The 13,930-nt window shown below is 64.9% G+C and carries 10 protein-coding genes; 4 read left to right on the plus strand and 6 right to left on the minus strand.

The features are described from left to right. Positions 1 to 2: 2 nt before the first annotated feature. On the minus strand, positions 3 to 662 hold the full coding sequence (locus KIT79_00070; protein MCW5827690.1) for a hypothetical protein: 660 nt from the start codon (positions 660 to 662) through the stop codon (positions 3 to 5). Between the two features lie 267 nt (positions 663 to 929). On the opposite strand from KIT79_00070, the gene KIT79_00075 reads away from it, so the two are divergent. Continuing rightward, positions 930 to 2,726 carry an Hsp70 family protein gene (locus KIT79_00075; protein ID MCW5827691.1) on the plus strand — a complete coding sequence of 599 codons (1,797 nt, stop codon included), beginning with the start codon at positions 930 to 932 and terminating at the stop codon, positions 2,724 to 2,726. Between the two features lie 127 nt (positions 2,727 to 2,853). Next, the gene (locus tag KIT79_00080) at positions 2,854 to 5,229 is read left to right on the plus strand and encodes a ComEC/Rec2 family competence protein (GenBank protein MCW5827692.1); all 2,376 of its coding nucleotides are present in this window, start codon (positions 2,854 to 2,856) and stop codon (positions 5,227 to 5,229) included. Here KIT79_00080 and KIT79_00085 read toward each other — a convergent pair. From KIT79_00085 to xseB, 3 genes are read right to left on the minus strand one after another with little or no spacing between them, the layout of a single operon-like run. Next, on the minus strand, positions 5,152 to 5,916 hold the full coding sequence (locus KIT79_00085) for an SDR family NAD(P)-dependent oxidoreductase (GenBank protein MCW5827693.1): 765 nt from the start codon (positions 5,914 to 5,916) through the stop codon (positions 5,152 to 5,154). The two genes, KIT79_00080 and KIT79_00085, sit on opposite strands and share 78 nt — an antisense overlap. A gap of 6 nt (positions 5,917 to 5,922) precedes the next feature. Next, the gene (locus KIT79_00090) at positions 5,923 to 6,879 is read right to left on the minus strand and encodes a polyprenyl synthetase family protein (GenBank protein MCW5827694.1); all 957 of its coding nucleotides are present in this window, start codon (positions 6,877 to 6,879) and stop codon (positions 5,923 to 5,925) included. Then, positions 6,851 to 7,102, minus strand: coding sequence for an exodeoxyribonuclease VII small subunit (gene xseB / locus KIT79_00095; protein ID MCW5827695.1), 252 nt, complete (start codon positions 7,100 to 7,102; stop codon positions 6,851 to 6,853). Before xseB ends, KIT79_00090 begins: the two co-directional genes overlap by 29 nt. 398 nt (positions 7,103 to 7,500) lie before the next feature. Between xseB and KIT79_00100 the strand changes: the two genes are divergently transcribed. After that, the gene (locus tag KIT79_00100; GenBank protein MCW5827696.1) at positions 7,501 to 11,358 is read left to right on the plus strand and encodes a tetratricopeptide repeat protein; all 3,858 of its coding nucleotides are present in this window, start codon (positions 7,501 to 7,503) and stop codon (positions 11,356 to 11,358) included. 8 nt (positions 11,359 to 11,366) lie between these two features. On the opposite strand, the gene KIT79_00105 is transcribed toward KIT79_00100, so the two are convergent. After that, the gene (locus KIT79_00105) at positions 11,367 to 11,606 is read right to left on the minus strand and encodes a hypothetical protein (GenBank protein ID MCW5827697.1); all 240 of its coding nucleotides are present in this window, start codon (positions 11,604 to 11,606) and stop codon (positions 11,367 to 11,369) included. Between the two features lie 318 nt (positions 11,607 to 11,924). After that, entirely contained in the window at positions 11,925 to 13,316 is a 1,392-nt protein-coding gene (locus KIT79_00110) for a TldD/PmbA family protein (GenBank protein MCW5827698.1), read from the minus strand. Positions 13,317 to 13,570: 254 nt separating this feature from the next. Between KIT79_00110 and KIT79_00115 the strand changes: the two genes are divergently transcribed. Continuing rightward, positions 13,571 to 13,924, plus strand: coding sequence for a histidine triad nucleotide-binding protein (locus KIT79_00115; protein MCW5827699.1), 354 nt, complete (start codon positions 13,571 to 13,573; stop codon positions 13,922 to 13,924). Positions 13,925 to 13,930: the final 6 nt, after the last annotated feature.

Consider the following 13,930-nt stretch of genomic DNA (forward strand, 5'->3'; position numbering starts at 1 on the left):
GGTCACTTCCTTTTCGGTTTCCCGGTATCCGTTTCCGGTTTGGCGGCTGCGGCCGCCGGCCTGGCAGCACCGGATTTCCCGGTGGCTGCGGTAATAAGACTGATCACTTCATCCAGCGTCAGGCCGGAGATATGCGGCTTGTCCTGCTGGCGAACCTGCCTGACCTCCTGGTCGTAGACCCGGACAATACCGGGGCTGGCGATGACGGTTTCCGGCTCGCGCGACGAGGGGCGCGTCACTTCCATCACGCCCTGCTTCCAGCCGACGGTGGTGCGGAACCCGTTCTCGAACTCCGGGGTCACAAACAGCAGGTATTTCTGTCCCTGCACGAACCGCGGAGCGCCCGGCACGGTGACATTCATCTCGCCGCGCTGGCCGCCCAGCACACGGATGGACAGATCCTCGAGGGGCGGCTCGCCCAGAATGTTCGTCTGCACATCGAAACGGCTGACCGTGAACACCCGTGCCCCGGTCGCATCCAGATGAGACGACTGGCCGACACAGGTTGCCACCACCACATGCTCGGATTCGTCGATCAGATCCCGGAGCGTGCGTTTTTCAACCAGAGCGCGAACAGGAAGCGCCGTGACGGCAGCCACAGCTACCGTCAAAAGACACAGGAACCGGAAGACCCTCCGGTCCTTCCATGTAAGAAGATTCATGGCCGTTTCATGATAAGGGTGCTGGCCAGAGGCCGTCAAGCATTCTCCCGTGTGTTTACGCGGACTTACCCCGAAAAAGTGTGGTTTATATTACAGTTCCAGAACGGATTACCGGTGCATTTATGTAAGCATTTGTACACCAGGGACAGAAACTGCCCGGATACCGGAATCATTAACGCCGGAAACGCCGTTTGCGGCTGTTCATGAAAGCCGCCCACCTCGCCTTTTTTCGAAACAGGTGTAACAACTACCGCAACCCGGACACCTATGGCTCCCATCATCGGCATTGACCTCGGCACCTCGAACACCTGTTTCGCCTTCCATGACGGCGGGAAGGTAACAGTGGTGCCCGCCGTTGACGGAAAGAACACCATGCCGTCGGTCGTCCACCGGACCACCGACGGCAAATGGATTACCGGCGCACCGGCGCTGAGATATCTCGGAACGGCGCCGGAGCGGACCTTCACGGCGGTGAAGCGGCTTGTCGGGCGGCGGTTCCTGCCGCAGGAACTGGCCGCTGTCCAGCCACAGTTCGGCTACCGGCTCGTCAGCGGTCCCGACCGGGAACCGCTGGCGGAAGTGAACGGCGAGCGGTTGCGCCTCGAGGAGATCCAGGCGGTGCTGCTCTCGGAGGTGAAGTCCCGGGCCTCGGATGTGGCCGGCGAGGAGGTCCGGGAAGCGGTCCTGACCGTGCCCGCCTTTTTCACCGAGAAACAGCGGGCCGCACTCAGGGATGCCGGCCGCATTGCGGGCCTGCTGGTCCGCAAGATCGTGAGCGAGCCGACGGCCGCCGCCGTGGCCTACGGCCTGGGGCGCGGCGCGAACAAGCGGGTGCTCGTCTTCGACCTGGGCGGTGGCACGTTCGACATCACGGTGATCGAGGCGAAGGAAGGCAACTTCACCGTCATCGCCACCGACGGCGACACGCAGCTGGGGGGCGAGGATTTCGACAACCGGCTGGTGGACTACCTCGCCGACCTGTTCCTGAAGAAATACCCCGGCATCGACCTCCGCAAGGATCCCGCGTCGAGGGCCCGCGTCAAGGAGGCCGCCGAGCGGGCCAAGTGCGAGCTCTCGACCGCCAAGCAGTCGGCCATCAACCTGCCGTTCATCACCGTCATCGATGGCCAGCCGGTGCACTTCGAGGGCGAGGTGACGCGAAGCCTGCTGGAAGGCACCACGGACATGCTGGTCCTGAGAGCCGTGAAGATCGTCGAGCGGGTGCTCGCCAACCAGAACCTGAAAAAGGAGAACCTGGACGAGATCCTCATGGTGGGCGGCATGACCCGGATGCCGAAGATCCTCGCCACGGCAGAGAAGGTTCTCGGGCGGCCGCCCTCCCGCGGCGTCAATCCGGACGAGGCGGTCGCCATCGGCGCGGCGACGATCGGCCAGTGGATCAGCGAGGCGGGGTCCAGGCACCGGCTGACCGATGTGGTGCCGCTTCCGCTCGGTCTCACCGCCGCCGGCAACAGGATGAGCGTGCTGATCGACCGGAACACGCCGACACCGGCCGAGGCGAAGAAGGTCTTCACCACCAGCCGGGACGGGCAGGACCGGATCAAGATTCACGTGCGGCAGGGCGAGCACCCCGAGGCCACCCAGAACGAACTGCTCGGCGCGTTCAATCTGATGCTGAGCGAGCCGGGCCCCAAGGGCACGGCAAAGATCGAGGTCGAGTTCAGGCTGGACGATTCGGGCATCCTCACCGTGGCGGCCCACGACACGGCCACCGGCTCGAAGCAGGAAGTGGTCATCGAGCCGGGCGGCGAGACGGACACCAGCGGCGTCGCCGACAACTTCGAGTCGGCCCGGAACCGCATGGCCCGTTTCGGGGCCATCCGGAAACAGCTTGAACAGGTGGAAGAGCTGATCCGCAGCTTCTCGCAGAACATCCAGAAGAAGGACCGCGACGATATCGAGGAAAAGCTCCGCCGGGCGCGGGCGGCCATCGTGCTGAACGACCTCGCCCGGGCCGAGACGCTGGTCAAGTCGGTCGGCGATGCGGCCATGAAGTTCTACGAGCGGCTCGATGCGGCCAGCAGCAGCGGCGCTCCCGCCTGACCGGCCCGCCGTTCGGAATCTGAACCGGAACCGCCGGACGGCCGCCACTTCTCCCTGATATCCCCCGTGATTCCTGCCGGATAGCGGTGCCGCACACGGGGCACCGGTTTTGCGCCCGTCCCCGTTGATGAAGGGCTGGTGGACACGCTGGCAACAGGACCGGGTGATCCCCCAGGGGAAGACCACCACCCTTGCCGCCTTCCGCCGGGCCATCTTCTGGTGGCTGGGCGATTCTGCCGCCACCGGGTTCAGTCCACGGAACCTGCTGCTCGCCGCCTTCATCGCCGGCACGGTACTCGGCTGGCACCAGCAGTTCGTTCTCTCCGCCGTTCTCGTCGCGGTGGGCGGCCTCGGATTCCACCATCATGCCCGGACGATCACAGCCGGTTTTGCCGCCGGTCTCCTCATTGGCCACGCGGCCCACCGGGAACCACCGCCGGTTTCGACAGCCACGGCCCTGCTCACGGTCGAGGTGGCGGGCCTTCCGGTCCGAATGGCCGGTGTCTGGTGGATCGACACGAAAGTGATCTCTGCCGGTCATGCAGAAGTTCCGGCAACACCGCTGGAACCCGGAGACCGGGTGCGTCTGGAACTGCGCGGGAATGGCAGCAGCGGTACAAACCCCTGGCGATGGGTGCGTACCGACCGGCTCACCACCAGGGCGCGGGTGTATCCGCTCGTCCCGAGCTTCAACCCCGGCGCCTTCGACCGGGACCGGTATCTCGCGCAGAAGGGATTCCGGGCGCGGGCCGTGGCTGATCTGCTTCCAGACGGCGACGGAGGCCCCGCCATTGTCCGCACGCCTTCGGCGCACTGGATTGCCGCGCTGGACCGCTTCCGGCTGGCGGCGGGACGGGAACTGAACCGGCACGGACCGGGCGGACGGCTCCTGGCGGCACTCGCGCTGGGACTCAGAAATGACGTCGACCCGGCCACCACACGGCAAATGAACCGGCTGGGACTCGCACACCTGCTCTCGATCAGCGGCGTCCATTTCACGATGTTTGCCATCTGGGTCATCCTGCTGATCGAACTGGTGCTGGGCCGGAGCCAGTCCATCACGCTGCGGCTCCCCGTACGGAGAATCGCCGTCGGGCTCGCCGTACCGGTGCTGTTTTCATACACGGTCCTCACCGGCGCGCAGACCGGAACCGTGCGGGCGTTCATCATGTTCCTCGCCGCCTCGGGCGCGGTGATTTCCGGACGGCGACATGCGATGGCCGACGCGCTGCTCCTCGCCGCGGCGCTCATGCTCCTTCACGATCCCTCGCAGGCAGGCGACCTGTCGTTCCAGCTCTCGTTCCTGTCGATGCTGGGGATCGCGCTCGTCCCTTCCGTTTCCACCGGAGCGGCGGAATCGGCCGCTGTTCACCCGCTCCGGAAACTCGTTACCGGATCGGTCGTCATGTCGGCAGCCGCGACGCTGCTGACCGCACCGCTCGTCATTTCCACCTTTCACCAGCTTCCGCTGTCGGGGCTCGCCGCCAACGCGGTCATCCTGCCGGTCATCGAAACGGCCCTGCTTCCGGCCGGTGTCATCGGGACACTCGCGGCGGGAATCCTGCCGGATACCCTGCGGCCCTACCTGCCGGGACTGCTGGGACCGATCTGTCAGGGACTCGACGGGCTGATCCGGACCGGAGACCGGTGGCTGCCCGGCCCCCTGCCGCTGGGGGCACCTCCGGCAACGGCGACGGCCGTCTTTTATTTGCTTGCCGCACTGTCGGCCCTGGCCCTGAGAAACGGACGCGCCCTGCCCGCCTTCCTGACGGTGATCCTTGCCACCACGGTTCTCGTTTTCGCCTGCCACCGGTCCGCCGCGCACGAGCGGATCACCGTTCTGGACGGCCCCCATTCCCCCGGACTGGTCTGGATGCGGCCGGGTACGCCTCCCCTGTGGCTTTACCCCGGAACCCGGCAGCCGCCGAATTCACTGCTCCGGACGGTCCACGAAACCCTTGCCCACCACGGCGTGCGGGAGGAGGTGATCTTCCTCGCGCCGCGCCTCCGCATGGCGGAACGCTCCCGGTTCCACTGGCGCGATCAGAGTTTCCGGCGGGCCGGACCCGAGGAAACCGCCGGCGGGATCGAGCCGGTCACGGTCTCCGGCGAAACGCTCGCCGTGATCCTCAATGCCGGAGGCCGCCGGGTGCTGGCAGACTTCACCGGTACCCGGTGGCGTCCGGCGCTCATCAGGCCGTGGGGACGCGTGGATGGCTGGGTGTGCCTCGCGGCCGGATGCAGCACACCCTCCGCGGCATCCCGCGAGGAAACGCCCATCGTCATGGCCGGGCCGAAGCCGGGACGCATGGACCGCCCCGCCCTGTGGACCCGCACGCACGGGCAAGTTGTACTGGAGCCTGCGCGAAACGGATTCGCCGTGCAGACCGCCCGGATGCGTCCGCGCACCGGACGGACTGGCAGGTCAGAACGCCAGCCGGATCACCCGGTCGTAGACCCAGTTGGGCATCAGCCGCACGATCCGCATGACCAGCGCCAGTAGGAAGGGAAAGTCCACCTGCGAGCGGCCGGCGAGAATACCGGTTGCCATGATCCGGGCCGCTTCGTCGGCTTCCATCAGGAACGGCATCGGGAACCGGTTCTTCTCGGTCATCGGCGTCCGGACAAAACCGGGATCAATGTTGACGGCTGCAATTCCCCTAGGCCGGAGCTGGACCCGGAGCGACTCCATGCAGGTCCGCATGGCGGCCTTCACCGCGGAATAGGTTCCGCCGAACGGAAGTCCCCGCCAGCCCGCAAGGGATGAAACAGCCACGATGGTCCCCTCGCTGCGAGCCTTCATGCCGGGCAGCACGGCATCGAAGGCGTGAAGCATCCCCATGAAGTTCAGTTCGAAGGTCCGGCGGGCAGCCGGGGCGAGCGGTTCGTCTGCTTTCGGTTCAAAGCTGCCGCCCGCATTGGCAACCATGATCGCGGCCGGGCCCAGTTCCGCTTCAAGCCGCTGCACCGCCACCTGAACCGAAGCCGCATCGGTCACGTCAACGGCCGCCCAGGCAGCCTTGCCCCCGGCACGGGCGATGGCGGCCGCCACCTCCGCCAGTTCCGGCTCCCGCCGGGCCAGCAGGCCCACAGGCCGGCCGCGGCGGCCGAACTCGATGGCCAGCGCCCGGCCGATGCCGCTCGAAGCGCCGGTGATGATGACTGCGTGCGCGGCAGAACCGGAAGGCATGACCTGTCAGTGGGTCCGTTCCACCACGTAGGTGGCCAGTGAGCGCAGGGGATCCGCTCGGCGGTCGAACTTCCGGAGCGAAAGCACGGCGCGGGCGGCCGTATCGCGGGCGGCCTTGCGCGAGCCGTCTATTCCCAGAAGCTGCGGGAAGGTCATCTTGTCCTCGGCGATATCACTCCTGGCCGTCTTGCCAAGCGTCTTTTCGTCGGCAGTGAGATCCAGCACGTCGTCGGTGATCTGGAACGCGAGTCCGATCAGCCGGCCGTAGTTGGAGAGGGCCTTGCGCTGGGCACTCGTGGCACCGGCGAGGATTGCGCCCCCCTCCACCGATGCCGCGATGAGCGCGCCGGTCTTGCACAGGTGCAGCCGCTCCAGTTCCGTACGGCTCAGCTTCTTTCCCTCAGCGGCGAGATCAAGCATCTGCCCGCGAATCATCCCCTTGTAGCCAGAAGCCTCGGCCAGCAGCCGCGAGAACTCCAGTACCCAAACCGGCGAGAGCCGGCGGCGGTGACTCGAATCCGAACAGATGGCGAATGCCTCCGTCAGCAGGCCGTCCCCGGCCAGTATCGCAGCAGCCTCGCCGAAAACCTTGTGGCTGGTTGGCCGTCCACGGCGAAGGTCGTCATCATCCATCGCCGGCAGGTCGTCGTGGATCAGCGAATAGGTATGAATGAGCTCGATCGCGCAGGCGAACGGAAGCGCCAGATCGGAGTTGCCTCCCACGGCCTCGGACGCCGCCAGCGTCAGCACCGGCCGCAGGCGCTTGCCGCCGGCGAACAGGCTGTACCGCATCGATTTCGCGATGCCGGCGTCCCCGGCCGACTCCCGCGGGGCGACACGCTTCAGCGCGATTTCCACGCGCCGGGCCTGTCTCTTGAGGTAGTTGGCGAATGTCTCTCCGCCCAGGAAACCGGCCGGCAGCGGCCGCCGCGATTCAGTTTTCCTCGACGTCGTCTTCGTCATCAAAATCCGGCCCCTCTTCTCCGTCATCATCCCCGATGCTGCCGCCTTCCAGCACATCCCCGGCATCCAGCTCGCGGCGCTCGGCCCCTGCCCGGCCCTTGCGGACCAGAAGCTCCACCCGCTTCTCCGCCGTTTCCAGCCGGTCGAGCAGTTCTTTCGACAGGTTCATGCCTTCCTCGAACAGGCCGATGGCCTCTTCGAGGCGCAGATCCTCGCCCTCCATCCGTTCGACCAGCAGTTCAAGCCGCTTGAGCTGGTCCTCGAATGAAGCGCCGGCATGACCGGCGGTCCCGGAATCCCGGGACTCCCGTTTGCGGCGTGAAGCAGTCAGGGGAGTTCTCCTTCTAAGGAGTAGTCGGCGCTTGAGCGCACATGAGCGGGGCGGACGCTATGCCCGGTCACTCGCCGGGTCAAGACAGAAATTGCGCGAACTGCGGCAAATTCGCGCGGGCGGGCAGGCCGCATTGCGGCATGAACAGAAATCCCCACTGGTTACAATAACTTGTTCGCAAGGTGGCGTTGCTGCTATTCTTCGCAATGACGCCATTAGAGATCTGAAGGCATTTTTCCGGCCTGCCAGGGGCCGGGTGCCACTTTCCAGATCAGGAGAACCCCCGACCCGTGCATCGCACCATTCTTACCCGGACCACCATTGTCCTCTGCTTCCTGCTTGCACCGGCCGCTTCCCGGCCTGCCCATGCCCTTAATGTCGAGTGGGACAACACTTTCGGAAGCCGCGGGCAGGCGGCCGGCCAGTTCAACATCCCCGCGGGCGGGGCCGTCGACGCGCAGGGCAACTACCACATCACGGACAACCGGGGCGGACGGGTCGTGGTGTTCGACAAGACGGGAAAGTTCCAGAGGGAATACGGGACCAACTCCACGCCGAAGCTCGCCCGGCCCTGGGGCATCGCGATCAGCCCCGCGACAGGAAAGATTTTCGTCGCTGACAACGACCAGCACCTTCTGTTCGTCTTCGCCCCTGACGGAAAACTGATCGAAACCCTTGGCGGCCGCGGCTCGAACCCCGGCTCGCTCCGGGATCCGCAGGGTGTGGCCATCCGCCACGGCGGGCGGGTTTATGTGGCAGACACCGGCAACGGCCGGATCTCCGTATTCGGCGAAGATGGCCTCTTCCTCGGCGTGTTCGGGCCGGAATCAAAGGGCACGGGCGCGACCCTCAAGAAGCCCGTAGATGTGGCGGTGGACCCGGAGGAAAACATCTACGTTGCCGACTCCGGTCTCAGGGAGGTCGTGATCTTCAACAGGGACTGGCGGCGGCTCACGAAGATCGGCCGGGACCGGGGTTTTAGCGAACCGGCCGCCGTCGCCACCGACGCCAACGGGACAGTGGCGATGCTGGACGCCGACAGCCAGCGCATTTTCCACTTCGCACCGGGACAGAAGCCCCTCCAGACGTTCGGATCTTCCGGAAGCGCACAGGCGCAGTTCCGGAGCGCACTCGGACTGGTATTCGACGACGTGAACGGACGGTTCGTTGTCGTGGACACCGGCAACCAGCGGGTCCAGACATTCCGCCACCGCGACCGCGAGGGGCAGACTCCGCGGCCAAATTACCGGCCCGAATACACGCTGGAATTCGTCCGGTCCATCACCGTCAAGGCCGACGACATCGATGTAGGCGACGGCAAGATATTCGCGCTGGATTCCAGAGGGAAAACCATCCGCGTACTCACCACCGAAGGCGCCGCAGTGAACAGCATTGCGCTCAAGTGGGAATCAAAGGATGCCGTGGAGGATCCCGCCAATATCCTCTACCACGCGGGAACGGTTTACGTGACCGACCGCGGAGCCCATGACGTCAAGATGTTCGATGCAGGCGGCACCTTCAAAGGCCGGATGGGGGCCAGGGGTTCGGCCCCCGGCCAGCTCCGCGACCCCAGGGGCATGTTCGCCAGCGACCGGTTTCTCTTCATTGTGGACCGGGGCAACGACCGCGTCTCGCTGTTCAGTCCGAATGGCGGCTTCGTCACGATCAACCAGTCGAAGGGATCGGGTGCTCTCAGCAAGCCTGTCGATCTCGTCGCGGATGCGGACGGCAACCTGTACGTGCTGGACGAGGGACCGAACCGGCTGATGAAATATTCCCAGAACAGCCAGTTCCTGAACGCACTCTGCCGGGACGGATACGGTCCCGGCTCGCTGGACCGGCCGGCCGCCATCGAGATGGACCGGATGGAGATGTTCTACATCCTCGACCGCAACGGTATCAGCATCGTTGACAAGGAGTGCAAACCGATGGCCGGGTTTGGCGGCGGCATCGATGGGAAGGGCAAGGGCCGCTACACGGCGACCGGTGGCCTCGCCGTGGACGATTCCAAGGGAACCTTCATCTACTTTTCCGATCCCGCCAATGACGCGATCCAGGTCGTGACGTTCAAGCAGACGCCATCGGCGGCGGTCGGTCTCACGCTGACGACGGGCCGCGAAGGCGCCACGCTCTCCTGGACCGGCACGGCGGAGGCGTTCCGGCAGGCCTGGGAAATCCAGGGAGCGGCCAAGCCCGAAGGGCCGTTCACGAAAATCGCCGACGCGAAGCAGCCGCCCTTCGAGCTCAAATACCCGGTCGAGAACGACCCCACCTGCTTCCGCGTGGTGGCCCGCAGTTTCTCCGGGGTCGAAAGCACCCCGTCGAACGTCGTCATCGACATTTTCCGGCAGGCGAACCTGCTGTTCGCCGCCCGGCAGTTCGACGTGGCGCTGGCCCGCGCAGACGAGCATCTCGCCGGTTATCCAGACCAGCCCGACGCCCTGTTCCTGAAGGCGCGGTCGCTGGTGGAACTGAAGCGTGCGCCCGAGGCAGCCGAAATCTTCCGAAAGCTGGCGCAGGTGGAGGGATACGGCGAAAGAGCGCTGGAAGAACTGGGGCGCATCTACCTCGCCGATGCGAAATACAAGGAGGCCGGGGACATTGCGACGCAGCTTCTCACGCTGAACGACCTGTCGGTAGCCGCCCACAAGATGCTGGCCACCGTGGCGCTCGAAACGGGCCAGCTTGACGATGCGATTGCCAAATCCTCCCGGGCGGCCGCCATCAACGCAAACGACACCGAGGCTCTCGATATCCAGGCCCGCGCCTACCTGAAGAAGGGGCTTCCCGGCGAAGCAATCAAGATCTATACGAACGCGCTCAAGATCAACAAGACCGATCCGGTCCTCTATATCGGCCTGTCATCGGCGCTAATTTCCATCGGACAGCCGGCCCAGGCCGTCCCGTATCTCCAGTGGGTCGTCAAGCAGCAGCCGGACAACATCCGGAGCCGCGAGCTTCTGGCCCGCGCCCTGCTCGCCGCCAAGCAGCCTTCGGCCGCGCTCGAACAGGCCGAGGCCGTCAAGCGGCTGGGCCCGGAACAGGCCGTGGGACATGAACTGGCGGGTTTTGCCGCACGCGACCTGAATGACATGCCGAAGGCAATCCTCGAACTGGAGCAGGCAGCCCGCAAGGAGCCCCAGAATCCGCGTTACCAGATCCAGCTCGGACTCCTGTACCGCGCGGCCAACCGGCCCGGAGACGCCAACCTCGCCTTCCAGAAGGCAATCGCACTGACCCCGAACACCGCTCCCGAACGCCGGGTGCTGGCCGACCAGCTTTTCCAGGCGCAGCTCTATCCGCTGGCGACCGTCGAATACGACAACGTCTTCCGGCTCGACCCCAAGCAGACGGATGCTGTGCTGCTGTCGGCCGAATCCTACTATCTGTCCAACCGGATGGAGCCCGCCCGCAATGCCTACCTGAAGGCGCTCGACGTGAACCCAAACGCGGGACTGGCCCACTACCGGCTTGGTTCCATGCACATGAGCGCCAAGGAGTACGAGCAGGCGGTGCCGAGATTCCTTCTGGCCTCGCGGATCGAGCCGGCGCAGCACGCCTACCACGCCATGCTGGGCGACGCCTACATGGGACTTGGCGACGCCAAATCCGCCACGGATGCCTACCGGACAGCCACCGAGATCGAGCCCGGCAACGCGACCTACCAGGCCAAGTACGGACAGGCCAAGGCGAAATACGACGCCGCCCCCTACGAACGGACCGGCCCGCTGGAGATCGTGAACCTGACCATTCCCGATCTCGTGCAGTCAGCCTTCGAGCAGTACCGGCAGTCAGGTGCGCTGGAGATGAGGTTCAGCAACCGCGCCGGCGAGGATCTCTACCAGGTGAAGGTGAAGTTCCAGGTTCCGGGGCTCACTGCCTATCCCTACGAGGACCAGCTCACCGTGCTGAAGCCGAAGGACACGCAAGCCCTGACGATCAAGCCACGGTTCAACCAGGCGGCGCTCGACCTGCCGGGTGACACCTTCGCCGTCGCCTCGTTCGAGATCAGCTACTATTTCCAGAAGCGCGTCAGGACGTTCAACATCTACCGCTCGCTGCTCATCCGGGCCGACCTGTCGAAACCGGCAGTCCCTCCGGGCGCTGTGCCCTCACCGGTTCCGGCGGCCACGCCGGGCTTCCGGTAAGACAGCATTCACGCCGCCGCCAGCGCCACCCGTATCACCCGGCCGGCCGGGCCCGCTTCCCAGCGGGCCACGATCTGACCGGCAGGACTGGTCGCGCAGAGGGCCTCGCCCGGCCTCAAAAGGTGCAGGGCCAGGATTTCCGCCTCGGCGAGCGTCCCTTGCAGGGGGAGAGGCTTTTCCCGGGGCGAGCCCTTCTGTATCAGGACGAAATTGAGGGTCTCGCCATCTGGCTGTTCCTGAGCTGCCATAGGTGCCTCCTCTCCTCACCGATAACGCATCGCGTCTATCGCAAGGGTAAGCACTATGACGCGATCAGTCAAGAAAAGAATTCATAACAGCATTTTCCGGATTTATATTTAATTTCAGGTAGTTATGTAGGATACCCAGCAACCAGAAAGTGCGGTTTTCGGGCACCATTTCTGACGCGGCGCGTATTGTGGGACCAGCCCAGTAGGCGGACAATGGCACTTACATAGCTAAAGGTGTGGCGGCCGGAGGGCCGCAATCTCCCCTCTGATGGGAGTGGCCCCCGGCAAGGTGACCGGGGGCCACGTAGTTCAGGGGGATCAGTTCAGTTCGCCACCGACGATGATCTCAGGGATCCGGATGGTGGGCTGGGCATCGGAGACGGGAACGGCCTGCCCGTTTTTGCCGCAGGTACCGATGCCGAAGCCCAGGTCCGTGCCCACCCTGTCGATCTCCCGCAGGATGCGGGGACCGTTGCCGGTGAGCGTGGCGCCGCGGACGGCTGGGCCCCGCTGGCCATTTTCGATGAGATACCCCTCGGATACCTCGAAAACGAAATCTCCGTTCACGGTGTTCACCTGTCCGCCTCCCATGCGGGTGACGAGCAGGCCCCGGTCCACCGACTTCACGATGGCGGCAGGATCATCCTCGCCGGAGGCGATATAGGTATTGGTCATGCGGACCATCGGCAGGTGCTCGTAACTCTGGCGGCGGCCATTGCCGGTGGACTGGGTGCCGTCCTTCATGGCCGACAGGCGCGAGGAGAGGTAACGCTTCAGGACTCCGTTCTCCACCAGCACGTTCCGGCCCGATTTCACTCCCTCGTCGTCGAACGAGAACGTGCCGCGCCGGTTCGGGATCGTGCCGTCATCGACCACGGTAATGAGATCGCTCGCCACCTTCTCGCCCAGCTTGCCGCCGTATACCGAGAGCCCCTCGTTGGCGAGATCGGCCTCCAGGCCGTGCCCGATCGCCTCGTGAATCATGGTGCCGCCGGCCTCGGCCGCCATGACCACGGCCATGCGGCCGCCCTGCATGGGCCGGGCGTCAAGGTTGCGGAGAACCCGTGCGGCAGCCGTTTTGGCCACCTCATCGGGCGGATGCTGGTCGAACAGCTCGAAACCGATCGTCCCACCTGCCGGCTCGTAGGCCGTCTGGAGCACACCGCCCTTTTCTCCGACCACCTGCACCGAAAAGAGGACGTGCGTACGGGTATCGGTGGCCCATTCGCCCGCCGAGTTGACGACCGTCACGTCCTGCACAAGATCGCGGAGCAGCACCCGGACCTGCCGGATGGCGGGTGACTGGCGTGCGGCCCGGTCGCCAGTCTCCAGCATGGATATCTTCCTGGCGAGCGCCACTGTCGAGGGTTTCCGGCCGATCTTGTTCAGGAATGCCGGACGCGATTTCTTGAAGTTGAACGTGCGTTTCTGGCCCGGTTCGCCACCGGCGCCCTCGGAGGCGACGAACGCGGCGATCTCGGCGAGGTTCTTTTCCGACAGATCGTTCGTATAGGCATAGACCTCGCGCCGGTTCCGGATCAGCCGGATGCCGCAGCCCGTATCCTGCCCGGAAAGCACATTGTCCAGCCGCCCGTCATCATAGGAGAGCGTCGAGGCTTTGCGGCTTTCGATGAATATGTCGGCAAACTCCCCGCCCCTGGCCAATGCCACGGCGAGCACCTTCTTGGCGGTGGTATCCTTGATCGTCATCCGGTTCTGTTTCGCCCTGCCTGGAGGTTTCGCATCCGCCAGCGGCCGGTTAAGGGTAATCCCCTGCCCCGCCCGGGCGGGCAGCTTGGAACCCTAGCACATCCTTCCGACAAGTGATGGAACCCCCCGAAAAGTTGCCCAAAAACCGGGGAAATGGCCCCGGAAGGCATTTCCAGGCCCTCTATATTACAGCTGGCCGGTTTGCTCCGGACAGCCGCCCGGACCTATAAAGCCCTCCGCGAAAGGTGGCCCGCATGGCTGACGACAAGAACTGCCTCTTCTGCAAGATTGCCCGCAAGGAGATCCCTGCAAAGATCCTCCACGAGGATGACCGGTGTGTCGCCTTCCATGACATCAACCCGCAGGCTCCGGTCCATTTCCTGGTGATCCCGAAACGGCATATCCCTGGCTTGAACGAAATCACCCCCGGAGATTCGGACGAAATCGGCCACATTTTACAGACGATCCGCGAACTGGCAAAAAAAACCGGCATCTCCGGCAACGGATATCGCGTCATCAATAACGTGGGCAGTTACGGCGGCCAGACCGTCTTCCACATCCACTTTCATGTGCTCGGCGGCAGGGCACTCGCCTGGCCTCCCGGCTGAAACCAT

It is taken from the genome of Deltaproteobacteria bacterium, from assembly GCA_026129095.1.
Lineage (GTDB): Bacteria > JAGRBM01 > JAGRBM01 > JAGRBM01 > JAHCIT01 > JAHCIT01.

Coding starts and splice junctions, on each gene's coding strand:
- KIT79_00115 (MCW5827699.1), top strand. CDS start 13,571: ATGGCTGACGACAAGAACTGCCTCTTCTGCAAGATTGCCCGCAAGGAG.
- KIT79_00085 (MCW5827693.1), bottom strand. CDS start 5,916: ATGCCTTCCGGTTCTGCCGCGCACGCAGTCATCATCACCGGCGCTTCG.
- KIT79_00105 (MCW5827697.1), bottom strand. CDS start 11,606: ATGGCAGCTCAGGAACAGCCAGATGGCGAGACCCTCAATTTCGTCCTG.
- KIT79_00090 (MCW5827694.1), bottom strand. CDS start 6,879: ATGACGAAGACGACGTCGAGGAAAACTGAATCGCGGCGGCCGCTGCCG.
- KIT79_00080 (MCW5827692.1), top strand. CDS start 2,854: ATGAAGGGCTGGTGGACACGCTGGCAACAGGACCGGGTGATCCCCCAG.
- KIT79_00110 (MCW5827698.1), bottom strand. CDS start 13,316: ATGACGATCAAGGATACCACCGCCAAGAAGGTGCTCGCCGTGGCATTG.
- KIT79_00070 (MCW5827690.1), bottom strand. CDS start 662: ATGAATCTTCTTACATGGAAGGACCGGAGGGTCTTCCGGTTCCTGTGT.
- xseB (MCW5827695.1), bottom strand. CDS start 7,102: ATGGAGGGCGAGGATCTGCGCCTCGAAGAGGCCATCGGCCTGTTCGAG.
- KIT79_00075 (MCW5827691.1), top strand. CDS start 930: ATGGCTCCCATCATCGGCATTGACCTCGGCACCTCGAACACCTGTTTC.